16 protein-coding genes are annotated in these 21,628 nt (G+C 71.5%); 11 read left to right on the forward strand and 5 right to left on the reverse strand.

Annotated elements, in window-relative coordinates; genetic code table 11:
* Positions 1–376 precede the first annotated feature (376 nt).
* A complete protein-coding gene (locus tag ACFV9Q_RS13680; RefSeq protein WP_377234852.1) occupies positions 377–2,284 on the forward strand; it encodes a DEAD/DEAH box helicase in 1,908 nt (635 codons plus the stop codon).
* Positions 2,285–2,308: 24 nt separating this feature from the next.
* Here the strand turns inward: ACFV9Q_RS13680 and ACFV9Q_RS13685 are convergent, their stop codons facing one another.
* Positions 2,309–3,061 (reverse strand): hypothetical protein, encoded by a 753-nt coding sequence (locus ACFV9Q_RS13685; RefSeq protein ID WP_377234853.1) that lies wholly within the window; start codon positions 3,059–3,061, stop codon positions 2,309–2,311.
* A 163-nt stretch (positions 3,062–3,224) separates the two neighbouring features.
* On the reverse strand, positions 3,225–4,502 hold the full coding sequence (locus tag ACFV9Q_RS13690) for an ABC transporter substrate-binding protein (protein WP_377234854.1): 1,278 nt from the start codon (positions 4,500–4,502) through the stop codon (positions 3,225–3,227).
* A 337-nt stretch (positions 4,503–4,839) separates the two neighbouring features.
* Here ACFV9Q_RS13690 and ACFV9Q_RS13695 point away from each other — a divergent pair, with 337 nt between their 5' ends.
* The 3 genes from ACFV9Q_RS13695 (at position 4,840) to ACFV9Q_RS13705 (ending at position 7,674) form a co-directional block, all read left to right on the forward strand.
* On the forward strand, positions 4,840–5,043 hold the full coding sequence (locus ACFV9Q_RS13695) for a cold-shock protein (RefSeq protein WP_036971009.1): 204 nt from the start codon (positions 4,840–4,842) through the stop codon (positions 5,041–5,043).
* A gap of 143 nt (positions 5,044–5,186) precedes the next feature.
* Positions 5,187–6,335, forward strand: coding sequence for a threonine aldolase family protein (locus tag ACFV9Q_RS13700; protein ID WP_377234855.1), 1,149 nt, complete (start codon positions 5,187–5,189; stop codon positions 6,333–6,335).
* 55 nt (positions 6,336–6,390) lie between these two features.
* Entirely contained in the window at positions 6,391–7,674 is a 1,284-nt protein-coding gene (locus ACFV9Q_RS13705; RefSeq protein WP_377234856.1) for a glycoside hydrolase family 3 N-terminal domain-containing protein, read from the forward strand.
* Between the two features lie 33 nt (positions 7,675–7,707).
* On the opposite strand, the gene ACFV9Q_RS13710 is transcribed toward ACFV9Q_RS13705, so the two are convergent.
* Positions 7,708–9,897 (reverse strand): S9 family peptidase, encoded by a 2,190-nt coding sequence (locus ACFV9Q_RS13710; protein WP_377234956.1) that lies wholly within the window; start codon positions 9,895–9,897, stop codon positions 7,708–7,710.
* A 315-nt stretch (positions 9,898–10,212) separates the two neighbouring features.
* On the opposite strand from ACFV9Q_RS13710, the gene ACFV9Q_RS13715 reads away from it, so the two are divergent.
* Genes ACFV9Q_RS13715 through ACFV9Q_RS13730 form a run of 4 tightly spaced genes read left to right on the forward strand, consistent with a single transcriptional unit; the run spans position 10,213 to position 14,425 of the window.
* Positions 10,213–11,649, forward strand: coding sequence for a branched-chain amino acid ABC transporter permease (locus ACFV9Q_RS13715; RefSeq protein ID WP_377234857.1), 1,437 nt, complete (start codon positions 10,213–10,215; stop codon positions 11,647–11,649).
* A gap of 13 nt (positions 11,650–11,662) precedes the next feature.
* Entirely contained in the window at positions 11,663–12,652 is a 990-nt protein-coding gene (locus tag ACFV9Q_RS13720; RefSeq protein WP_377230983.1) for a branched-chain amino acid ABC transporter permease, read from the forward strand.
* Positions 12,642–13,664, forward strand: coding sequence for an ABC transporter ATP-binding protein (locus ACFV9Q_RS13725; RefSeq protein ID WP_377234858.1), 1,023 nt, complete (start codon positions 12,642–12,644; stop codon positions 13,662–13,664). Before ACFV9Q_RS13720 ends, ACFV9Q_RS13725 begins: the two co-directional genes overlap by 11 nt.
* On the forward strand, positions 13,661–14,425 hold the full coding sequence (locus tag ACFV9Q_RS13730; protein ID WP_377230981.1) for an ABC transporter ATP-binding protein: 765 nt from the start codon (positions 13,661–13,663) through the stop codon (positions 14,423–14,425). The genes ACFV9Q_RS13725 and ACFV9Q_RS13730 overlap by 4 nt, the downstream gene beginning before the upstream one ends.
* A gap of 72 nt (positions 14,426–14,497) precedes the next feature.
* Here the strand turns inward: ACFV9Q_RS13730 and ACFV9Q_RS13735 are convergent, their stop codons facing one another.
* Positions 14,498–15,826: an endonuclease/exonuclease/phosphatase family protein gene (locus ACFV9Q_RS13735; RefSeq protein ID WP_377234859.1), complete on the reverse strand. Its 1,329-nt coding sequence runs from the start codon at positions 15,824–15,826 to the stop codon at positions 14,498–14,500.
* Positions 15,827–16,090: 264 nt separating this feature from the next.
* On the opposite strand from ACFV9Q_RS13735, the gene ACFV9Q_RS13740 reads away from it, so the two are divergent.
* Entirely contained in the window at positions 16,091–16,648 is a 558-nt protein-coding gene (locus ACFV9Q_RS13740; protein WP_377230979.1) for a septum formation family protein, read from the forward strand.
* On the opposite strand, the gene ACFV9Q_RS13745 is transcribed toward ACFV9Q_RS13740, so the two are convergent.
* Entirely contained in the window at positions 16,629–17,876 is a 1,248-nt protein-coding gene (locus ACFV9Q_RS13745; protein WP_377234860.1) for an MFS transporter, read from the reverse strand. The genes ACFV9Q_RS13740 and ACFV9Q_RS13745 overlap by 20 nt on opposite strands.
* Before the next feature lie 257 nt (positions 17,877–18,133).
* Between ACFV9Q_RS13745 and ACFV9Q_RS13750 the strand changes: the two genes are divergently transcribed.
* Entirely contained in the window at positions 18,134–20,452 is a 2,319-nt protein-coding gene (locus ACFV9Q_RS13750) for an immune inhibitor A domain-containing protein (RefSeq protein ID WP_377234861.1), read from the forward strand.
* Positions 20,453–20,540: 88 nt separating this feature from the next.
* Positions 20,541–21,521 carry a Gfo/Idh/MocA family protein gene (locus ACFV9Q_RS13755; protein WP_377232569.1) on the forward strand — a complete coding sequence of 327 codons (981 nt, stop codon included), beginning with the start codon at positions 20,541–20,543 and terminating at the stop codon, positions 21,519–21,521.
* Positions 21,522–21,628: the final 107 nt, after the last annotated feature.

Genomic DNA, 21,628 nt, shown 5'->3' on the forward strand with positions numbered 1-21,628 from the left:
GCGCGGTCGGTTTTGTGGGTGGTTTTTGTTGGTGGGGCGGTGTGTTCCCTTCCTCGGCCCCCCGCTTCCCACGGCCTTCGCTGTCGGGTCGCCTTCCGAGGGGGGTGGGGGCTCGGCCGGTGGTGGGGGCGGGGTGCCCGAGTCCCGGGGTGGGGGGTACGGGGGGAGCGGGGGGAGTGCTGTTGAGCGTGGGGGGCTCCGGTCCGGGGCGGACGCCGGTGGCGAGGGCGCCGGTGTTGGTGGTGCTGACGGGGGGAACGGGGAAGGGGCTGGTGGGCGGGGGTTTGCTCGGCGGGAGGGGCGGGAGCGGCGGCTGGCGCTGGCCGGGGAGATCGCGGAGCGGGTCGGGGAGAACCGGGGGGAGCGGTCGCTGGAGGTGCAGGCGCTCGCGCTGCTGGGCGCGGCCGTCGGGTACTACCAGCGCGAGGAGAAGCCGTTCTGGCAGGAGCACTTCGCGCGGCTCGAGCTGCCGCTGGACGAGTGGCCCGGCCGGCGATCGACGTTCCACGTGGAACGTTCGCGCGTGCTGCGGGACTGGAGCGTCGTGGGGCGGGACCGGCTTCCGTCGCGCGAGGTCGAGCTCGTGGGCCGCATGCTCGACGGGTCCCGCATCGACGGGTCCGACCTGGGCGTCGGCGACCCGGTGCACGTCCTCTACGACCAGCCGGTGCCTCCGGTCGTCGGCGAGCTGGAGGCGCGGGCCGTCCGCGGCGAGCACTCCGGCGGCGTGATCCTGGAGCTCCGCGAGGAGCCCGGGAGCGACGACGCGCCCCGGGGCCGTGACGTCGTGGTCCTGCGCGAGCGGCTCTCCGGGGGAGCGGACCCGCACGACCAGGCGCCCGTCGCGCTGGCCCCGCAGCGCGGGCCGGCGCACGACGCGCAGGAGCGGGCGACCGAGGACGCCGCCCGCGCGGCGCTCGCCACGTGGGACGCGGACCGCACCCTGCCCGACGGCGCCGCAGTCGACCTGTTGTGCCGCCGTCCGCCCCGGCTCGTCGATCCCGCCACGGGACAGCGCGGCGGGGACCTGCCGGAGCTCACGGGCGCGGCCGGCGGGGGAGACGCCGGCGGACACCGCCTCGAGGCCGCCGTGCTCGCCGCCGTCGAGCGGCTCGACCACTCCTACCTCGCGGTGCAGGGACCGCCCGGGACCGGCAAGACGCACGTCGGCTCCCACGTGGTCGCCCGGCTCGTCGACGCCGGCTGGCGGGTGGGTGTGGTCGCGCAGTCGCACTCGGCCGTCGAGAACCTGCTGAGCTGCCTCGTCGACAAGGCGGGGGTACCCGTCGACGGGGTCGCCAAGAAGCAGCGGGCGAAGGGCGTCGAGCGGGAGCCCGCCGGCTCGTGGCAGGAGCTGACGGGCAGCCAGCTCGCGGAGTTCGCCGCCGGCAGCCCCGGCGGCTGCGTGGTGGGCGGGACCGCCTGGGACTTCGCGCACGAGCGCTGGCCCGACGAGGGGCTGGACCTGCTCGTGATCGACGAGGCCGGGCAGTTCTCGCTCGCCGACACCGTCGCCGTCGGCCGGGCCGCCCAGCGCCTGCTGCTGCTCGGCGATCCGCAGCAGCTTCCGCAGGTGAGCCAGGGTCGGCACCCCGAGCCGGTCGACGAGTCGGCCCTCGCCTGGCTCGCGGCGGGCAGCTCCGTGCTGCCCGACGGCCTCGGCTATCTGCTGCCCGAGTCGTGGCGCATGCACCCCGAGGTCTGCGCGGCCGTGTCCCAGCTCTCCTACGCCGGCCGGCTCTCGGCGCACCCCGTCACGACGGAACGCTCGCTCGACGGCGTGGCCCCCGGCGTCGTGCACGTCCCGGTGGCCCACGAGGGGCGCTCGACGTCGTCCCGGGAGGAGGCCGACGAGGTGGTGCGCCAGGTGCAGGGCGTCGTCGGCCGCACGTGGGACCCGGGGGCCGGGCGCCCGGCCCGGCCCTTGGGCACCGACGACGTCGTGGTGGTCGCGGCGTACAACGCGCAGGTGCACGCGGTGCGCCAGGCCCTGGGTGCCGCGGGCCTCGGCGGGGTGCCCGTCGGGACCGTCGACATGTTCCAGGGCCGGGAGGCGCCGGTCGCGATCCTGACGCTCGCCGCCTCGGCCCCCGAGAACGTCTCCCGGGGGATGGGCTTCCTGCTCGCGCGCAACCGCATCAACGTGGGGGTGTCGCGCGCGCAGTGGCGGGCCGTCGTCATCTCGTCGCCCCGCCTCACCGACTACCTGCCCGGTGACCTGGAGGCCGACGGCGTGCGCCACCTGATGGAGCTGGGCGGCTTCCTGCGCCTCATCGGCGCCTGAGCCGCCCAGCCCGGGCGGGACGGGTCAGAACTCGCCGCCGCCGAAGTCGCCTCCGAAGTCGCCGCCGCCGCCGTCCCCGCCGCCGAACATGTCGCCGAAGAACCCGCCGCCGCCGTCGCCACCGGCGTCCGCCCCGGCATCGCCGCCCGCGTCGCCGCCCTCGGCACCGGCCGCCTCGACGGACTCGCCGCCGGCCTCCTCACCGCCGGCCTCGCCGCCGCCCTCCTCGCCGGCGAAGTCCTGCGCCGGGTCGCCGAAGGAGCTGCCGAACATCATGTCCGCCACGGCCGAGCCGATGACCATGCCGCCGATGGTGCCGAGCATGCTCGCGCCGAGCATCGAGCCGAAGCCCGGGCCGCGGCTCGCGCCGAAGTTCCGCTCGAGGGTGCCGGGGTTGCGCATCTCGGCGCGGGTGGCCATGCGGGCCAGGTCGCGCGGGTCGTCCGACGTCGCGCGCTCGTTGGGCGGCACGGTCTCGCTGAGCTGGGCCAGCACCTGGTTGCGCTGCTCCGGCGTGAGCTGCGCGAACGCCTCGGCGTGCGCCTCCTCGACCCGGTCCGGCGGAGCGGTGCGCAGCAGGTAGCGGTAGCGCTCGATCGCCACGTCGTCCTCGCTGCGTCCCGTGCTCGCGGCGGACCCGTAGACGGGGGCCGTGCCGTAGGCCGGGGTCTGACCCGGGGCCTGCTGGTACTGCGGCCGCGGCGTGCCGCCGCCCTGGTACATGCCGGGTGTCTGCTCGCGCGGCTCGCGGCCGAGCAGTCGGTCGAGGAAGCCCATTGATCTCAGTCCTTCGTGAGGTTCGGTCCGGACGGTCCACCCCGGTCAACGGCGTGCCGCGGTCCGGGGTTCCCGGCCATCGTCCCTCCGCGACACGAACGGGACATGACGAAGGCCCGGCCACCGAGGTGACCGGGCCTTCGTGCTGTGTCAGCCGGGAGCGTCAGCCCTCGACCGAGCCCTCGATCGCACGGTCGAACGTGATCGTGTTGTCGTCGGCGTAGTTGTAGACACCGATGAACGCGGACGACGGGTCGTTGTCCTCGTTGATCGGGCCGATGCCCGAGACACCCGTGTAGTGGATGTCGTCGCCGGCCTCGAGCGCGGCGACGCCCTCCTCGAAGGTGGACACCTCGGTGCCGCCGTCCGCACCGGACACGGAACGGATCTGGGCGGCGATGTCGGTACCGGTGGTCGACTCGGCCTTCACCGCGGCGAGCGCGGCGAGGATCACTGCGTCGTAAGACTCAGCGGCGTAGGCGTAGTCGGTCAGCGGCTCGCCCTCGTTCTCCTCGTACCAGCCGCTCGCGGCGTCCTTGAACTCCTGCGCGGGGTCGGCGCCGGGGATGGTGCCGACGACGCCCTTGAGCGTCCCCGGGTCGAAGTCCTTGGAGTAGTCGGCGGTGTTGCCGTCGCAGAGGTACGTGGTGCCGTCGAAGTCCCAGCCCTGCGAGACGAGCTCGGCGATGGCGGCCTTGGTCTCCTCGAACGCGAGGATGACGATGGCGTCCGGCTTGGCGGCCAGGGCGTCGGTGACGATCGACGAGAAGTTGGTCTCGCCCGGGGCGAACTCCTCGCCGGAGCCCGTGGCGCCGTAGACGGCCTCGGCACCGCCGGCCTCGATGGACTTCTGCACGTTGTCGCGCAGACCGGTGCCGTAGGTCTCGTTCTGCACGAGGAAGGCGACCTTCTGGTGGTTGCCGTCGAGCACGAGCGAGCCGAGCGCGGCGCCCTGGACGGTGTCCGGCGGCGCGGTGCGGGTGAAGAGGTCGCTCACGCCGGAGAGCTCCGTGGCGGTGTTCGCGGGCGAGATCTGGAGAACCCCGGCCTCGGTGAACTGGTCCACCACGTTCTGCGAGACGGACGAGGACGCGGCGCCGATGGCAACCTGGACGTCCTTGCCGATGAGGTCGGTGGCCGTGTTCGTCGACACGCTCATGTCGGTCGAGTCGCCGGAGTCACCGGACTCGAGGGTCACGTCCTCGCCGAGGACACCCCCGGCCGCGTTGATGTCGTCGATCGCAAGTCCGACGCCCGCGACCTCGGGCGGGCCGAGGTAGGCAAGAGAGCCGGTGATCGGGAGGATGGTGCCGACGACGAGCGGCTCGGCCGAGCCACCGCCCTCTCCATCGCCAGAACCCGAGGTGGAGCAGGCTGCCAAGCCCACGCTGAGGACTGCCGCTAGCGCGAGCCCGCGCGCAGCCGTGGAACGTCGAATCATGTCTGCTGTTCCCCTTCAAGCGGGAGTGGATCTGACGGCGCACTTTGCTCCGTCGTGGTCGCTGAAAGTAGTCACCTTGTGTGACGCCTGTGTCACGAATCCCCCACCCCGACCGAGATTGTTACGAGGACGTGACCCACATCACCCTAGACCCAAGGAAAGTTCATCCAGTCGCCCGCCTGACGCACCTCACGGAGATTGATCGGGCTTTCCTGGGCACGGGCAGGTACGCTTGCCGTGTTGCAGTGCCTCGATCGTTCTTCCAAGAGATGACGACGACACCGTGATTACAGCGATCCCGAAGGCCGGGGTCGTCGCATCTTGCAAGGAGCAGTACATGGCATTCGGAACCGTCAAGTGGTTCAACGCCGAGAAGGGCTTCGGGTTCATCGCACCCGAGGACGGTGGGCAGGACGTGTTCGCCCACTTCAGCGCGATCCAGTCGAGCGGCTACCGCTCGCTCGAGGAGAACCAGCGCGTCGAGTTCGACGTGAAGCAGGGCCCGAAGGGCCTCCAGGCGGAGAACATCCGCCCGATCTGATCTCTGACAGCCGGCATGGCGGGCTCCTGAGTTCGCCCGGTTGTACCCCGGAGGCCCGGTCACCTTTTCAGGTGGCCGGGCCTTCGCCCTGCCCGGGTGTAGGGCCTGCGTTCTCTACGGCGCCCGGGCGGGAGAATGGGCGGGTGCAGCACTTCGCCTCCGACAACTACGCTCCCGTCCACCCCGAGGTCATGGCCGCGGTCGCCGCGGCGAACGACGGCGCGGCCGTCGCGTACGGCGACGACCCCGTGTCCGCCCGTCTGCAGCACCGCGCCGAGGAGGTGTTCGGCGAGCGGGCCCACATCTTCCCCGTCCTGAACGGCACGGGCGCGAACGTCATCAGCCTCATGGCCGCCGCCCCGCGCTGGGGTGCGGTTATCACCAGCGACGTCGCGCACGTCCACACCGACGAGAACGGGGCGCCCGAGCGGGTGGGCGGCCTCAAGATCCTCGCCGTGCCGAGCAGGGACGGCCGCATCGGCCCCGACGCCGTCGACCGTTACGCCGGCGACCTCGGCGACGTGCACCGCGCGCAGCCCGCGGTGCTGAGCCTCACCCAGGTGACGGAGCTCGGCACGGCCTACTCCGTGGCCGACCTCAAGCTGCTCGCGGACACCGCCCACGCGGCCGGCCTGCGCGTGCACGTCGACGGCTCCCGCCTCGCGAACGCGGCGGCGGCCCTCGGCGTCGGGCTGCGGGAGATCACCACCGACGTGGGCGTGGACATCGTGTCGCTCGGTGCGGCGAAGAACGGCGGCATGCTCGGCGAGGCCGTGGTGGTCCTGCCCGACGGCGACGGCGCGGCCGGTCCGGCGGGGGCGGCGGCGCTGTCCGAGGCGGTGCCGTACCTGCGCAAGGCGACGATGCAGCTCGCGTCCAAGACCCGGTTCGTGTCGGCCCAGCTCCTGGCACTGCTCGGCGAGCCGGGTACGCCGACGTCCGGCACGCCCGCGTCCGCCGCGACGTCGTCCGACACCCCCAGGGGCGGGCCGTTGTGGCTCCGCAACGCGGCGCACTCGAACGCCATGGCCGCGCGCCTGCGCGCGGGTGTCGAGACGGCGGGGCTGCTGGAGCCGGGGGCCGGGATCGTCCTGCGGTACCCGACCGAGGCGAACGTCGTCTTCGCGACGCTGCCCCGCGCGGCAGCGGACCGGGTGCGCGAGCACGCCCGCTTCTACGACTGGGCGCCGGGGGAGACCGCCGACCGTGTCGAGGTGCGCTGGATGTGCGCGTGGGACACCACGGGGGCGGACGTCGACGCCTTCGTTCGGGTGGTCGGCGCGGCGCTCTGATCATGCTGGTGAGCCGATTGCACGTCTGGACCACGATGGGGTGACACTGATCGTCATGACCCGTTTTCGCCCCGTCGGCCTGCTCGCCGCGACCGTGCTCACGGTCGCCGCGCTGGCCGCGGGTTGCTCTGCGCCGGCCGGCGAACCCGGACCGACCTCCCTGCCCGGACCCTCCCAGTCGAGCGCGCGGCCGAGCCCGTCGCAGGGCAGCCCGTCGCCGAGCGGCTCGCCGTCCGGCGGCCCGTCGCCGTCGGACGGCGCGGCTTCGCCGACGCCCAGCGCGACGCCGTCCACACCGCCCATCACGGAGCCGACGCCCGGCGAGCCCGACCTGTCGCTCGTGGCCGGCTGGAGCCTGGAGCAGAAGGTGGGCCAGGTCGTGATGGTCGGCCTGCCCGTCAAGGGCCCGTTCCAGCCCACGTTCGACATGCTCGCGAGCCGGAAGATCGGCGGCGTCTTCCTGCACGGTCGGACCCACGCCGGCCGGCAGCCGGTGAAGAACCTGGTGGACGCCGCCGTCGCGGCGTCCACCTCCCCGGTGCCCCTCTTCGTCGCGACCGACCAGGAGGGCGGCGAGGTGCAGGTGCTGCGCGGACAGGGCTTCAGCGACATGCCCAGCGCCCTCGACCAGGCCACGCTCTCCGCACCCGACCTGCGCGCCCGGTCCGTGACCTGGGGCCAGGAGCTGGCCGCCGCGGGCGTGAACCTCAACCTCGCGCCGGTGATGGACCTCGTGCCGCAGCAGAACGCGGCGTCGAACGCGCCGATCGGCGTCTTCGGCCGCAACTACGGGTACACGCCGGAATCCGTGATCGCGCACGGCAACGCGTTCGCCGAGGGCCAGCGGGACGCGGGCGTGCAGACGTCGATCAAGCACTTCCCGGGGCTGGGCCGGGTCACCGGCAACACGGACACGACCGCCGGCGTGACCGACACCGTGACCGGGCCCGACGACCCGTCGGTGGCGGTGTTCGACGCCGGCATCAAGGACGGCTCCGGCCTGGTCATGATGTCGTCCGCGATCTACGCCCGGATCGACCCGGACGCGCCCGCCGTGTTCAGCCCCACCGTGGTGGGCCTGGTCCGCGCGCACGGGTTCGACGGCGTGATCATCACCGACGACCTCTCCGGGGCGGTGCAGGTCCAGAGCGTGCCCGTCGGCCAGCGGGCCGTCCGCGCCGTCGACGCCGGGGTGGACGTGGTGCTCGCGTCCGCGAAGCCGTCCGTGGCCCCGGCGATGGTGGACGCGCTGGTCCAGGCGGCGAAGGCCGACCCGGCCTTCGCCGCCAAGATCGACGCGGCCGCGGCCCGGGTGGTCGCGGCCAAGGCCGGCCTCTGAGGTCTCACGCGGCCAAGGCCGGCCTCTGAGTTCTCAGAGGCCGGCCAGGCCCAGCACGTCCAGCGTCCAGGCGTGCTCGAACGCGACCTGCTCCCAGGCGGAGTAGCGCCCCGAGACGCCGCCGTGCCCGGCCGACATCTCGATCTTGAGCATCGCCGGCGCCCCGGCGGCCTGCAGCCGGGCCACCCACTTGGCCGGTTCCACGTACAGCACGCGGGTGTCGTTGAAGCTCGTGGTGGCGAGCACGCGCGGGTAGTGGGAGGCGTCGTCGGCCACGTTCTCGTACGGCGTGTACGAGCGCATGTACGCGTACACCTCCGGGTCGTTCAGCGGGTCGCCCCACTCGTCGCGCTCGGTGACGGTCAGCGGCAGCGTCGGGTCGAGCATCGACGTCAGCGCGTCGACGAACGGCACCCCGGCCAGCACCCCGGTGAACAGCTCGGGCGCCAGGTTGGTGGCCGCGCCGACGAGCAGCCCGCCGGCGCTGCCGCCGTCGGCCACCATGCGGTCGGACGCCGTCCAGCCGGTGGCGACGAGGTGGCGGCCGCAGGCCACGAAGTCGGTGAACGTGTTGCGCTTCGCGGCCAGCTTGCCGTCGTCGTACCAGGAGCGGCCCATCTCGCCGCCGCCCCGGACGTGCGCGACGGCGAAGACGACGCCGCGGTCGAGCAGGCTCAGGCGGGCGATCGAGAAGTACGGGTCGATCGAGTACTCGTACGCGCCGTACCCGTACAGGAGCAGGGGAGCGGGCTCGGCGGGGGCAGGGTCGTCCGCGCCGGCCGCCCCGCCGAACCGCACCTTGTCCTTGCGCCAGACGAGCGAGATCGGAACGCGCGTGCCGTCCTCGGCCACGGCCCACTCCCGGCGCTGGTCGTAGTCGCCGGCGTCGTAGCCGCCGAGCACGGGCTGCTGCTTGAGCAGGGTGCGCTCGCCGGAGGCGACGTCGTACAGGTAGAGCGACGACGGCGTGACGAACGACGTGTAGCCCACCTTGAGGTTGGGCTGCTCCCACACGCCCACGCCTGCGCCGACGGACTCCAGCGGCTGGCCGAACGAGATCTCCTGGAAGTCCCAGGTCACCGGGCCGCTCGCGGGGAGCTGGAGCACGGCCGAGCGGGAGATCGCCCCGCGGCGGTAGTAGAGCACCGCATAGCGCTCGCTGGCGCTCACGCCCTCCAGCCGCACCTCCGGGTCGTGCGGCACGACGACGGTGGCCGCCTCCGGGGCGACCGTCCCGCCGCGTGCCGGGACGGGCGATGCGACCAGCTCGAAGTTCAGCGCGTCCTTGTTGTGCAGGATCAGCAGCGTGTCCTCGGGCTCGCCGGCCGAGCCCGGCAGCACGGCGTGCTCCACCGAGTACTCGACGCCCTCGCGGCGCGGCCAGACGACGCGGAACTCGCCCGTCGGGTCGTCGGCCTCCAGCAGCCACGACTCGCTCGTCACCTTGGAGCCGAGCTCGATCTGCAGGTACTTCTTGGACCGGGACAGGCCCACGCCCACCCAGTACCGCTCGTCGGGCTCCTCGAAGACCAGCACGTCGTCGGAGCCGGGAGCACCCAGCTGGTGCCGCCAGACGCGCCAGGGCCGCCAGGCGTCGTCCACGGTCAGGTAGAAGACGTGCTCGCCGTCGGGGGTGAACATGGCGCCGGGCGCCGTGTCGCGCACCTCGTCGCGGAGGTCCTCGCCCGTGGCCAGGTCGCGGACGCGCAGCGTGTAGCGCTCGTCGCCCGCGGTGTCGGTCGCGTACAGCAGGCGGGTGCCGTCGTCGGAGACGTCGAGCGAGCCCAGGGCGAAGAACTCGTGCCCCTCGGCCTCGGCGTTCTGGTCCAGCATGACCTGCTCGCCCGGCACGGGCTGCCCGGGCTCGAGCACGCGGGGCGTCCAGTCGTCCGGGCCGGCGACGGGGTACCGCGCGTGGATCGGGTACTGCTGGCCCTCGACCGTGCGGGCGTAGTACCACCAGTCGCCGTCGCGCGCGGGGACCGAGAGGTCGGTCTCGAGGGTGCGGCCCTTGATCTCGTCGAACAGGGTCTGCCGCAGCGGCGCCAGGTGCTCCTGACGGTCGAGCGTCCAGGCGTTCTGCGCCTCCAGGTGCGCGACGACCTCGGGATCCTCCTTGTCGCGGAGCCACTCGTAGTCGTCGGTGAAGGTGTCGCCGTGGAAGGTGCGCTCCCGGGGGCGGCGCACGGTGAAGGGTGGTTCGGTGGGTGGAAGGACCCGCACGGAACCGGTCGGTCGATCGGCCGCGGGGGCGGCCGCTGGGGGAGTCAGGGCGTCGTCGGACACCGCGTCAGCCTAACCGTGACGACGCCCTGGCGAGGGGGCGTTCCGCGCCCTCCTCCTGCCCTCGACCAGGTCGCTCCGTGACCAGGGTGTGACCCACGGGTGTAACGAGTGACACATGGCACGGCTACACTCGCCGCACGCCGATGGCATCAGTTTGATGCAGGCCTGGTTAAGCAGGACTGAATCATGCTGGTGTCGTAGGCACCGAGACCTCGGAGCACCACACACCAGAACCGACGGAGGACCCGGCAGATGACAGCCGACCGACCGAACCTCGCGACGGCCGCGCGCAGGCTGCTGGCCACGCTCGCGGCCGCGGCCATCCCGGCCGTGATCGCCGCGGCACCTGCGATGGCTGCCGCCGCGCCCGCCGACTGCACACCCGACGACACGACCGCCTGCGTCGTGGCGATCGTCCTGGACGCGGAGAACAACCCCGTCCCCGACGTGGGCGTGACCATCTCCGGCGCGGGGTTCGAGACAGATGTGACCAGCACCCAGGAGGGGCCGGCGTCCGTGGAGGTGCCGCAGGTCGGTACCTACACGCTGACCCTCGACGAGGAGACCGTCCCGGACGGACTCTTCCCGGACGCCACCGAGCTGCAGGTCACGGCACAGACCGGTAGCTCCGCGCGCGCGGCGTTCCGGTTGGGCACCACGCCCCCCGAGAGCGCCGAACCCAGCGGGGGCGCCACCACCGCCCCGAGCGAGGGCCAGCCCACGGACGCGGCGTCCGCCCCGGCCGCCGGGGACGAGGGCCTCGGCGGAGCGGGCACCGCCGCCACCGGTGGCGGCGGCCCGTCCCTCCAGCAGATCTGGCAGCAGTTCGGCTCCGGCATCCGGTTCGGCCTGCTGCTCGCCCTGGCCTCGGTGGGCATCAGCCTCATCTACGGCACGACCGGCCTGTCGAGCTTCTCGCACGGCGAGCAGGTGACGCTGGGCGCCATGTTCGGCTTCATCGGCATCAACTGGCTGCACCTGCCGATCTGGCTCACGGTGATCCTGGTGATCGTCGCCTGCGCCGCCACCGGCTGGCTGCAGGACGCCGCGATCTGGGCGCCGTTGCGACGGCGCGGCACACCGGTCACGCAGATGATGATCGTGACCATCGGCCTGTCGCTGGCGCTGCAGTACGCCATCCAGATGGTCATCGGCGGCCGGTCGCACCGCGTCCTGCCGCAGAACCCGAAGCCCCTGGAGATCGCGGGCATCACGCTCAGCACCGCCTCGTGGATCTCGATGCTCGTCGCGGTCGTCGTGATCTTCTTCATCGGCTGGTTCCTCACCCGCACCCGGACCGGCCGCGCCACCCGCGCCGTCTCGGACAACACGGCGCTCGCGGCGGCCACCGGCATCAACCCGGACCGCATCATCCGCGTCGTGTGGACCATGTCCACCGGCTTCGCCGGCCTGGCAGGCATGCTGCTGGCCGTCTCGTTCGGCTCGTTCAACTGGTCGCTCGGCATGCTGCTGCTGCTCCTGATGTTCGCCGCCGTCACCCTCGGTGGCCTGGGCACGGCCTACGGCGCCCTGCTCGGCTCCCTCGTGATCGGCCTCGTCGTCGAGATGTCCACCCTCATCCCCGGAATGCCGAGCGACCTGCGCTACGCCTCGGCACTCGTGATCCTCATCCTCGTGCTGCTGTTCAGGCCGCAGGGCCTGCTCGGCCGCGCCGAGCGGATCGGCTGAAAGGAGAACCATCATGGAACTGAGCCGCATCCTCACCCAGGCGCTCGCCGAGCTCATCGCTCCGACGACGGCCGCCATCGCGCTGGCCGCCATCGGCCTCAACCTGCACTTCGGGTTCACCGGCCTCCTCAACATGGGGCAGGCAGGCTTCATGCTGCTGGGCGCCTACGGCTTCGGCATCGCCACGATCTCGGGCGCGCCGTTCTGGCTGGCCCTGCTCATCTCGCTCGCGGCGGGCGCGCTGTTCGCGCTCATCCTCGGCGCACCCACGCTCCAGCTGCGTGGCGACTACCTCGCGATCGTGACCATCTCGGCCGCGGAGATCATCCGAATGCTCGGCCGTGCCACCGTCTTCCAGGAATGGACCGGCGGCGCGGCGGGGCTCACGGGTGGCTCGTTCAAGGCGACGTTCCAGGAGCTGTCGTTCCTGCCGGCGGCGCCCGAGCGTGGCGCGTTCGGTCCGCTCGAGTACGTGTTCACGGGCTCCGACTCGTGGTGGACGCGTCTGTTCGCGTGGGCCGTGGTGCTCATCGCCGTCCTCTTCGTCTGGCTCCTCACGCGCAGCCCGTGGGGCCGTGTGCTCAAGGGCATCCGTGAGGACGAGGACGCCGTCCGCGCACTGGGCAAGAACGTCTTCTCCTACAAGATGCAGGCGCTGGTGCTCGGCGGCATGTGTGGTTCGCTCGCCGGCATGCTGTACGTGCTGCCCAGGTCGGTCGCGCCCGACGCCATGGGACGTTCGCTGACGTTCTTCGCGTGGACGGTCCTGCTGCTCGGTGGCGCCGCCACCTTGTTCGGTCCCGTCCTGGGGTCCATGCTCTTTTATGCGGTCTACATGTTGCTCCGCGCGGGTATGCGCGAGGGTCTGGAAGGCGTGGTGACGGCCACGATGGTGGAGCAGATCGGTGGTCTGCTCGTCGGCGTGACCCTCATGCTGCTCGTCATCTTCCGCCCACAAGGAATCCTGGGGAACAAGAAGGAGCTCGCCTTCGATGTCCGATGAGACGACCGAGAACAAGGTGGCCGAGGTGACCGACGTGCCCGAGGCGGACGAGGCGACCGACGTGCCGGCGAGCACCGTCGAGGCGCTCGACACCGTCGAGCGCAGCGACACCGAGGCCGCGAAGGCCGCGGAGCACGTCCTGGCCGCGGTCGAGCCGAAGGTCGGCGTGAGCAAGCCGGACCCGATCCTGCTCGTCGACGACGTGCAGCGCCGGTTCGGCGGCATGACCGCCGTCGACGTCGACCACCTGGAGGTCCAGCGCGGGGTCATCACGGCCCTCATCGGCCCGAACGGTGCCGGCAAGACGACCTTCTTCAACCTGCTCACGGGCTTCGACAAGCCCAACCAGGGCTCGTGGTCCTTCGAGGGCAGGTCGCTGGGCGGCGTCAGCGCCGCCAAGGTGGCGCGCAACGGCATGGTCCGCACGTTCCAGCTCACCAAGGCGCTCTCCCGCCTGACGGTGCTGCAGAACATGCTGCTGGCCGCGATGGACAACCCGGGCGAGAACCTGTTCGGCTCCCTGGTGAAGCCGCTGTGGGCGGGCACCGAGAAGCGCAACACCGAGAAGGCGCTCGAGATCCTGGCGCGGTTCAAGCTCGACACCAAGAAGGACGACTTCGCGGGCTCGCTGTCCGGCGGTCAGCGCAAGCTCCTGGAGATGGCGCGGGCCCTGATGACGGACCCGACCATGATCATGCTCGACGAGCCGATGGCCGGCGTGAACCCGGCGCTGGTCCAGTCGCTGCTGCACCACATCCAGGCCCTGCGCGACGACGGCATGACCGTGCTCTTCGTCGAGCACGACATGCACGCCGTGCGGCACATCTCCGACTGGGTGGTGGTCATGGCCGAGGGCAAGATCGTCGCCGAGGGGCCGCCCAAGTCCGTCATGCAGGACCAGGCCGTCGTCGACGCCTACCTGGGTGCGCACCACGACACCGACCTCGGGGACGACTCGCTGCTCGACCCCGCAGTGCTGGCCCGGCTCGAGGCCGAGGAGGAGAAGCGATGAACGACGCGGCCAAGACCGAGAAGCGGGAGATCCTGCTCAAGGCGACCGACATCGTGGCCGGGTACCTGCCGGGCGTGAACATCCTGAACGGGTGCAACCTGGAGGTCGCCAAGGGTGAGCTCGTGGGCATCATCGGCCCCAACGGCGCCGGCAAGTCGACGCTGCTGAAGGCTCTGTTCGGCCTGGTCCACGTCCGCTCCGGCAACGTGACCCTGGGCGGCAAGGAGATCACCAACCAGAAGGCGAACACCCTCGTGTCGCAGGGTGTCGGGTTCGTGCCGCAGAACAACAACGTGTTCCCCTCGCTCACCGTCGAGGAGAACATGCGGATGGGCGTGTACCTGCGGCCCAAGGCGTTCGCCGAGCGGTTCGAGTTCATCACCGACCTGTTCCCCACCCTCGGGGAGCGGCGCGCGCAGCGGGCGGGCGCCATGTCGGGCGGTGAGCGCCAGATGGTCGCCATGGCCCGCGCGCTGATGATGAACCCGTCGGTGCTGCTCCTCGACGAGCCGTCCGCCGGGCTGTCGCCGGTGCGTCAGGACGAGACGTTCCTGCGCACCCGGATGATCAACAAGGCGGGCGTGTCCGTGGTCATGGTCGAGCAGAACGCGCGGCGCTGCCTGCAGATCTGCGACCGTGGGTACGTGCTGGACCAGGGCAAGGACGCGTACACCGGGACGGGCAAGGAGCTGCAGTCGGACCCGAAGGTCATCTCGCTCTACCTGGGCACCCTGGCGGAGGACGTCGACAAGGCGTCCTGACCCGCTCCGCCGACAGAACTCTGGCGTACCCCCTGATCAGGGGGTACGCCAGAGTGCTGTCTCGCTGCAGTTCTACTTCGGCAGCCTGACGTCGGTCCAGGTGAGGCGGTGGTCGCTGCTCGGGAACGGGTAGACGCCCGTGAGCCGGGACAGCGGGTCGGCCGCGGCCGGCCAGAAGACGCCCGCGCCGCGGACGCGCAGGTCGCGGGACGGGAGCACGTAGTCGACGCGGAGGTTGCCCGGCGTCGTGTCGGCGAAGTCGGCCGTGTCGAGGGCCGGGTCGCCCTCGTGCGTCAGGTTCGCGCCCGCCTGGAGCGCGGAGGCCTCCGGGGCGCCCGCCGACGTCGGCCGCGGGTCGGTGATGCGGGGGTGGCGCAGGAGCTGGTCGATCGCCGGGACGCCGTCGTCACCCGTGGCGGAGTCGCCGTCGCGCGGGTCGGCGTTGTAGTCGCCCACGATCACGAACGACGAGCCGGGCCGCAGCCCGCCGCGCCGGCCCTCGTCGTCGTACACGTAGCGTGCCGCACGGCCGCCGCGCACGTAGTCCGCCCAGAAGCGGATCTCGTCGTGGTTGCGCAAGCCGTTGCGGTCCTCGGCCCCGTCGAACGACGGCGGCGTCGGGTGCGCGGCCAGCACGTGCACCGTCTCGCGACCCACGCGGACCGGCACGTCCCAGTGCGACTTGGACGACAGGGGCAGCACCGCCAGCTCCTCGGCGGAGTACCAGTCGGCCGGGGCGGCGGTGGCGGGATCGTCCGGCAGGAGCGCGCCCGGCATGTCCTGCCACCTGAAGCCCTGGAACGTGCGGACGTCGCGGTGCTGGATCGGGTACTTGGACAGCACGACCATGCCGTACTGCCCCGGGAACAGGCCAAACCCGAGCGCGTCGTCGCCGCCCCCGACCGTCCCGTCGTTGTTCAGGTCGAACCCGCTCGGGATCCCGGTGTTCGACGGCGCCACGAACGCGTACGGGTACTCCACCGGCTTGCCCGTGCCCTGCGGCACCTCCAGGTAGTTCTCGCGGAACAGGTCGGCCGCGGCGTACGGGTCGGCGTCGCCCGAGTAGTCGAACTCGTTGAGCAGCACGACGTCCGGGTTCGCGTGCTGGATCACCTCGGCCACCGTCGTCGCCTGGACGTCGTCACGCGTGGACAGGTCGGCGACGAGCTCGCCCTCCGTCGCGCGGTTGAGCGACAGGTTGTAGGTCGCGGCGCGCAGGGTCCGGGGCGTGGCGTGGTTCCGGTCGTGCCCGGCCGACGTCGCCGCGTGGCCGCCGTCCGGCGTCGGACCGGTCGGTGTGGTGCCCGCCGAGGCCGTGCTCGCCGAGGCGAGGAAGGCCCCGGCCAGCAGGGCCGCTGCCGCGGCCGCGCCGGTCAGGCGCGAGGGGGTGCTGGCTCGCATGACTGCTCCTTCGTCGGGGTGTCGTGCGCGGGTGGTCCGCGTCAGACACCGTAGGACGGCGCCCGCTCGCGCGGGTGAACGACGCGTGAACAGCCCCGCCGGCGCGGTGCCGCGGGCCGGGGCGGAGGCCGCTCGACGGGCCGTGATCGAATCGTTGTGCGCTCGCCACCAGTACGGACGTTCGAGACGGTAGTTTTCCGGGGCGGCCGGAGGTGGCCGCGGCGAGGGCGTCCGCCGTCGTGCCGAACCCAAAGGAAGAACTTGATGATCCGCACCCTCCGTCCCGCCCGCCGTCCCGCCCGGCTGCTGGCCGCCGCGGCCGCAGCGACCGTCTCGCTGACCCTGCTCTCCGGCTGCTCGGTCCTCGACGGGATCCTGTCGAGCGGCGAGGCCCCGCGTGACGAGCCGGGCGGCGAGATCACCGCCTCCGCCGACGCGGACGCCTTCGAGATCCTGAAGGGTGACTGCATCGACCTGGAGGCCCTCGACGGTTACGGCGAGTCCGCGGAGGGCGAGGACTTCGAGGTCGAGTCGGTGCCCGTGGTGCCGTGCGCCGAGGAGCACACCGGTGAGGTCTACGCCGAGCTCATCATGGACGACGCCGAGTACCCGGGCGACGAGGCCATGTCGAAGAAGTTCGACGAGTGGTGCTACGACGAGTTCGAGAAGTTCGTGGGCGTCTCCTACGACGAGTCCGTCTACGGCTACACCGGCTTCTACCCGACCCAGGCCACCTGGGACCAGCTGAACGACCGCTCCCTGCAGTGCATCATCAGCTCCGAGGAGCCGTTCACGGGCAGCCTCAAGGGCGTCGCGAAGTAACTCCCGGCACGTCGGCGTGCGGCGTCGCGGTCCGGCGGGCCGCGACCCGCACGTCGACCGCGACGACCACGAGCGCGGCGAGCACGAAGAACGCCCCGACCAGGGGCACCGTGTCGATGCCCACCGTGGCCACCACGAGCGCCCCGAGCGCCGCCCCGCCGCCGATCCCGATGTTGAACACCGAGCTCGAGATCGCGGTCGCCGACTCGGTGGCGCCCGGGGCGACCTGCATGGACAGGAACGACAGGGCCGGCGGGATCGCGCTGAACGCGAGGCCGAACAGGGCCAGGCCCGCCAGGGCGACGGCCGGGACGTGGCCCAGCGCCCACAGCAGCAACAGCGCGCCGGTCAGCCCGCCGAGCGCCACGAGCACCGTCTGCCACGGCCGCTTGTCGAGCACCTGGCCGATCAGCAGCGTCCCCGCCAGGCCCGCGGCGCCCTGGGCCAGCAGCAGCGCGCTCAGGTAGCGGTCGGGGAACCCCGCCGTCTCCAGCAGGAACTGGGTGACGAACGTGATCATCATGAAGCCGCCCGTCACGAGCAGCACCGTGACCACCATGAGCACCACGAAGCGGCGCATGCTGGGGTGCGTGCCGGTGGCGGTGCCGCTCTGCTCGGCGTCGACGTCCGGCATGGCGATCGCCATCGCGAGGCACGCCAGCAGGCTCACCACGGAGAAGACGAGGAACGCGGTGCGCCAGCCCGCCTGCTGGCCCACCCAGGTGCCGAGCGGCACGCCGAGCAGCGGGGCGAGCGAGTTGCCGATGGCGAGGCGCGCGATCATCTTGCCGCGGACGGCGGGGGCGAACAGGCTCGCGGCGGCCGGCGTGACGACCGACCAGAACAGCGCCTGGCCCAGCGCCGTGACCATGCGCGCGGCCATCAGGTCCGCGTAGTCGGCCGCGACCGCCGACCACAGCGTCCCGACGGTGCACACCGCGGTGGTCGCCGCCAGCACCCAGCGGCGCGGGAACCGGCGGGTCAGGCGCGACAGGGGCAGCGACGCGAGCACGACGACGGCGGCGTACGCCGTGACCAGCAGCCCCACCTCGGACGTGCTGCGGCCCAGGTCGGGGGCGATGAGGGTGAGCAGGCCGCCCGGGAGGTTCTCCGCCGTCACGAAGGTGAAGGCGCTCACCGAGAGCGCGATCAGCGCGACGGCCGCGCGGCGCTGGTCCACCGGGGGTGCGGCAAAGGCCGCTGCGGCGGCAGGGCTGTTCGCGGTCATGTGGTCTCCGGCGGGTCGACGGGCGTGGGCTCACCCGGACGACGAGCCGGCCCGGCGGACATCGACCAAAGTACGCGGCCTCGAACCGATTCTACGAGCCCATTCCCGGCATACGTTCTGAACCAGAACTGTGTCCTAGGCAACATTGTCGTAATATTTCCCTGGTTTCCTCCTCCGTGGACAAAGGTGTCCAGCAGGTCCGGGGCCCGTACGCACCACCTCCTCGTCCCGGACGCAGCTCTCTTCACGGAGGAAACATGAACTCACGTCTCTGTGCGGTCGGTGCGGGAGCAGCGTTGCTGCTCTCGGCCGCCGTCGTGCCGATCACCGCTTCCGCGGCGCCACCGGTCGAGGAGCCGCCGCAGCAGGCAGCACCCGCCAAGGAGGACAACCGTCCGGACGCCCTCGCGGAGAAGCAGACCGAGAAGCGGCAGATCGCCGTCGACATGGTCGCGACCGGCCAGGCGAAGGTCGAGACGCGCGGGTCGGGCAAGCACAAGTCCAAGGTCGTGGAGATCTCTCCGCGCGAGTACGTCGAGTACGGCGTCGAGGAGACCGCGCAGCTCTTCAGCATCCTGGTCGACTTCGGCGACCAGACCGACGAGCGCTACCCGGACTCGACCGCCGGCCCGGCGCACAACGAGATCCCGGAGCCCGTGCGGAGCGACAACTCCACCTACTGGGAGTCCGACTTCTCGCGCGAGCACTACCAGGAGATGTTCTTCACCGGCCTGGAGGACCAGGACGGGGAGTCGTTCGCCGGCGTCTACGACGAGATGTCGTCGGGCCGGTTCGACCTCCAGGGCGATGTGTCCGACTGGGTGACCGTGCCCTACAGCACGGCCTCCTACGGCACCACGGAGTCCGGCACGGACATGACGCGGTTCGTCCAGGACAGCGCGAACGCCTGGTACGACCAGCAGGTCGCGGCGGGCAAGTCCGCCGAGGAGATCGACGCGTACCTGAAGTCGTTCGACGTCTGGGACCGCTACGACATGGACGGCGACGGCATCACCGCCGAGCCCGACGGCTACATCGACCACTTCCAGGCGATCCACGCCGGCGAGGGCGAGGAGGCCGGCGCGCCCGAGGAGGCCATCTGGTCGCACCGCTGGGCGGTCAACCAGGGCGGCCTCGGCTCGGACGGCCCGGCCGACTTCCCGAAGCTCGGCGGCATCAAGATCGGTGACTCCGACCTCTGGATCCGCGACTACACCACGGAGCCGGAGAACGGCGGCCTCGGCGTGTTCGCGCACGAGTTCGGCCACGACCTCGGCCTGCCGGACTACTACGACACCGCGGGTGGCGAGAACGGCACCGGATACTGGAACCTCATGAGCTCCGGCTCGTGGATGGGCCACGGCGACGGCACCATCGGCACCACGCCGAACCACATGGGCGCCACCGAGAAGCTCTTCCTGGGCTGGCTCGACTACGAGACGGTGGAGCCGGGCGAGACCGAGCGCATCAAGCTCGGCCCGTCGTTCCACGCCACGACGCGCGCGCAGGCGGCGATCGTGAACCTGCCGGACGGCGTCGCGCGGGAGGACCTGGGCGAGAAGTACGGCATCGCGCCGTTCGACGGCGAGTTCGTCTACTCCGGTACCGGCAACGACCTGAACAACACGATCGCGTCGCCGTCGTTCACCGTGCCGGCCGGCGCCTCGCTGACCGCCAAGGTGCAGTACGACATCGAGGTGGACTTCGACTACGCGTTCGCCGAGATCTCGACGGACGGCGGCTCCACGTGGACCGCGCTGGCGAACAACCTGTCGACGGACACGGACCCGAACGGCACCAACCCGGGCTCCGGCATCACCGGCAGCTCGGACGGCGCCTGGGTGGACCTGACCGCCGACCTGGCGGACTACGCCGGCCAGACGGCACAGGTCCGGTTCCGCTACTCCAGCGACGGCGGCACCAACGAGGCCGGCTTCGCGGTCGACGACGTCGCCGTGGGCGACGCGCTGACCGAGGACTTCACGGACACCACCGACTGGACCGTCGACGGCTTCGTGCCGGTCGGCGCCGACGGCGCCTACGAGGTCACCTACCAGCACTACTACGTGGCCGAGAACCGCGTGTACGGCGGGTACGACGCCACGCTGAAGACGGGCCCGTACAACTTCGGCTGGGGCTTCACCAACAGCAACAAGGTGGAGCACTACCCGTACCAGGACGGCCTGCTGGTCTGGTACGTGAACAGCCGGTTCGGCGACAACAACACGTCGCAGCACCAGGGTGGCGGCCAGGCCCTGCCGGTCGACGCCCGCGCCAAGGCGCTGAAGTGGTCGGACGGCACCATCGCCCGCAACCGCATCCAGTCCTTCGACGCCACGTTCGGCCTGCAGAAGACGGACGCGCTGTCGCTGCACCGTGAGGTGTCGGCCACGTCGCTGACCACGCTGCGGCTGGGCAAGCAGAAGGCCGTCTCGACGTTCGACGACACCAACCCGCTCGCCTACTACGACACCGACAACCCTGGCCACTCGGTCAAGGTCGGCGGCACCGGCACCACCATCAAGGTGCTCACGGAGGACAGCAAGACCGGTCACATGACCATCCAGGTCAACTGACCTCCTCCCACCACTGACGTGTCAGACGCTCAGGTCCCTCGGGTGACCTGAGCGTCTGACACGTTCTGCGGGCACTACGCTCGAACGCATGACACACCTGCGATGGGGCATCCTGGCGGCCGGCGGGATCGCCGCGAGCTTCACATCAGACCTGAACGACAACGGCTTCACCGTGCAGGCGGTGGGGTCACGATCCCTGGAGAAGGCCCGCGAGTTCGCCGACCGGTTCGGCATCCCGACGGCGCACGGCTCCTACGAGAACCTCGTGGCCGACCCCGAGGTCGACATCGTCTACGTGGCGACGCCGCACCCGTTCCACGCCGAGGCCGCGAAGCTCGTGCTGGAGGCCGGCAAGCACGTGCTGGTCGAGAAGCCGTTCACGCTCAACGCCGCCGAGGCGCGCGAGATCGTGGACCTGGCGGAGTCGAAGGGGCTCGTGGTCCTGGAGGCCATGTGGACCCGGTTCCTGCCGCACATGGCGCGCGTGCGCGAGATCATCGCGTCGGGCGCGCTGGGCGAGGTGCGGACCCTGATGGTGGACCACACCCAGGACCTGCCCGACGACCCGGCCCACCGCATCAATGACCTCGCCCTGGGCGGCGGCTCCCTGCTGGACCTGGGCATCTACCCGGTCTCGTTCGCCTGGGACCTGTTCGGCGAGCCGCTCACCGTGCAGTCGCACGCCACGTTCAAGGAGACGGGCGCGGACGCCACCGTCGCCACGATCTTCGGGTACGACGGCGCCCGGGTCGCGACGACCGTCTCGGCGTCCGACACCCGCGGGCCCAACCGGGCCTCGATCCTGGGCACCGAGGGCCGCATCGAGATCGACGCGACCTGGTACAACCCGTCGACCGTGCACGTCTACGACGCCTCGGGCACCGAGACCGAGACGTTCCGCGCCGAGGTGACGGGCCGCGGCATGCACTTCCAGGCGGCCGAGGCCGAGCGCCTGGTGGCGGCCGGCGAGCTGGACAGCCCGCTGCTCCCGCGCGAGGAGTCGGTGGCGATCATGGCCACGCTGGACACGATCCGCGAGCAGATCGGCCTGGTCTACCCGGGGGAGTGACCGTCTCTCCCCTTTGAGGCCCGGGTTTCTTCGCTTTGGTTTCCGGAAGCGAAAAAAACCCGGGCCCAAAAGTGGGTCGGGTTTCCCCTCTCCCCCAAGCAAAGGTA

This window comes from Promicromonospora sp. NPDC059942 (genome assembly GCF_042731755.1).
Lineage (GTDB): Bacteria > Actinomycetota > Actinomycetes > Actinomycetales > Cellulomonadaceae > Promicromonospora.

Excerpts from the sequence above, each read along its gene's own strand:
- ACFV9Q_RS13705 (WP_377234856.1), top strand. The coding sequence starts at position 6,391 with ATGACCCGTTTTCGCCCCGTCGGCCTGCTCGCCGCGACCGTGCTCACG.
- ACFV9Q_RS13695 (WP_036971009.1), top strand. The coding sequence starts at position 4,840 with ATGGCATTCGGAACCGTCAAGTGGTTCAACGCCGAGAAGGGCTTCGGG.
- ACFV9Q_RS13755 (WP_377232569.1), top strand. The coding sequence starts at position 20,541 with ATGACACACCTGCGATGGGGCATCCTGGCGGCCGGCGGGATCGCCGCG.
- ACFV9Q_RS13750 (WP_377234861.1), top strand. The coding sequence starts at position 18,134 with ATGAACTCACGTCTCTGTGCGGTCGGTGCGGGAGCAGCGTTGCTGCTC.
- ACFV9Q_RS13715 (WP_377234857.1), top strand. The coding sequence starts at position 10,213 with ATGACAGCCGACCGACCGAACCTCGCGACGGCCGCGCGCAGGCTGCTG.
- ACFV9Q_RS13685 (WP_377234853.1), bottom strand. The coding sequence starts at position 3,061 with ATGGGCTTCCTCGACCGACTGCTCGGCCGCGAGCCGCGCGAGCAGACA.
- ACFV9Q_RS13690 (WP_377234854.1), bottom strand. The coding sequence starts at position 4,502 with ATGATTCGACGTTCCACGGCTGCGCGCGGGCTCGCGCTAGCGGCAGTC.
- ACFV9Q_RS13740 (WP_377230979.1), top strand. The coding sequence starts at position 16,091 with ATGATCCGCACCCTCCGTCCCGCCCGCCGTCCCGCCCGGCTGCTGGCC.
- ACFV9Q_RS13745 (WP_377234860.1), bottom strand. The coding sequence starts at position 17,876 with ATGACCGCGAACAGCCCTGCCGCCGCAGCGGCCTTTGCCGCACCCCCG.
- ACFV9Q_RS13730 (WP_377230981.1), top strand. The coding sequence starts at position 13,661 with ATGAACGACGCGGCCAAGACCGAGAAGCGGGAGATCCTGCTCAAGGCG.
- ACFV9Q_RS13725 (WP_377234858.1), top strand. The coding sequence starts at position 12,642 with ATGTCCGATGAGACGACCGAGAACAAGGTGGCCGAGGTGACCGACGTG.
- ACFV9Q_RS13720 (WP_377230983.1), top strand. The coding sequence starts at position 11,663 with ATGGAACTGAGCCGCATCCTCACCCAGGCGCTCGCCGAGCTCATCGCT.
- ACFV9Q_RS13735 (WP_377234859.1), bottom strand. The coding sequence starts at position 15,826 with ATGCGAGCCAGCACCCCCTCGCGCCTGACCGGCGCGGCCGCGGCAGCG.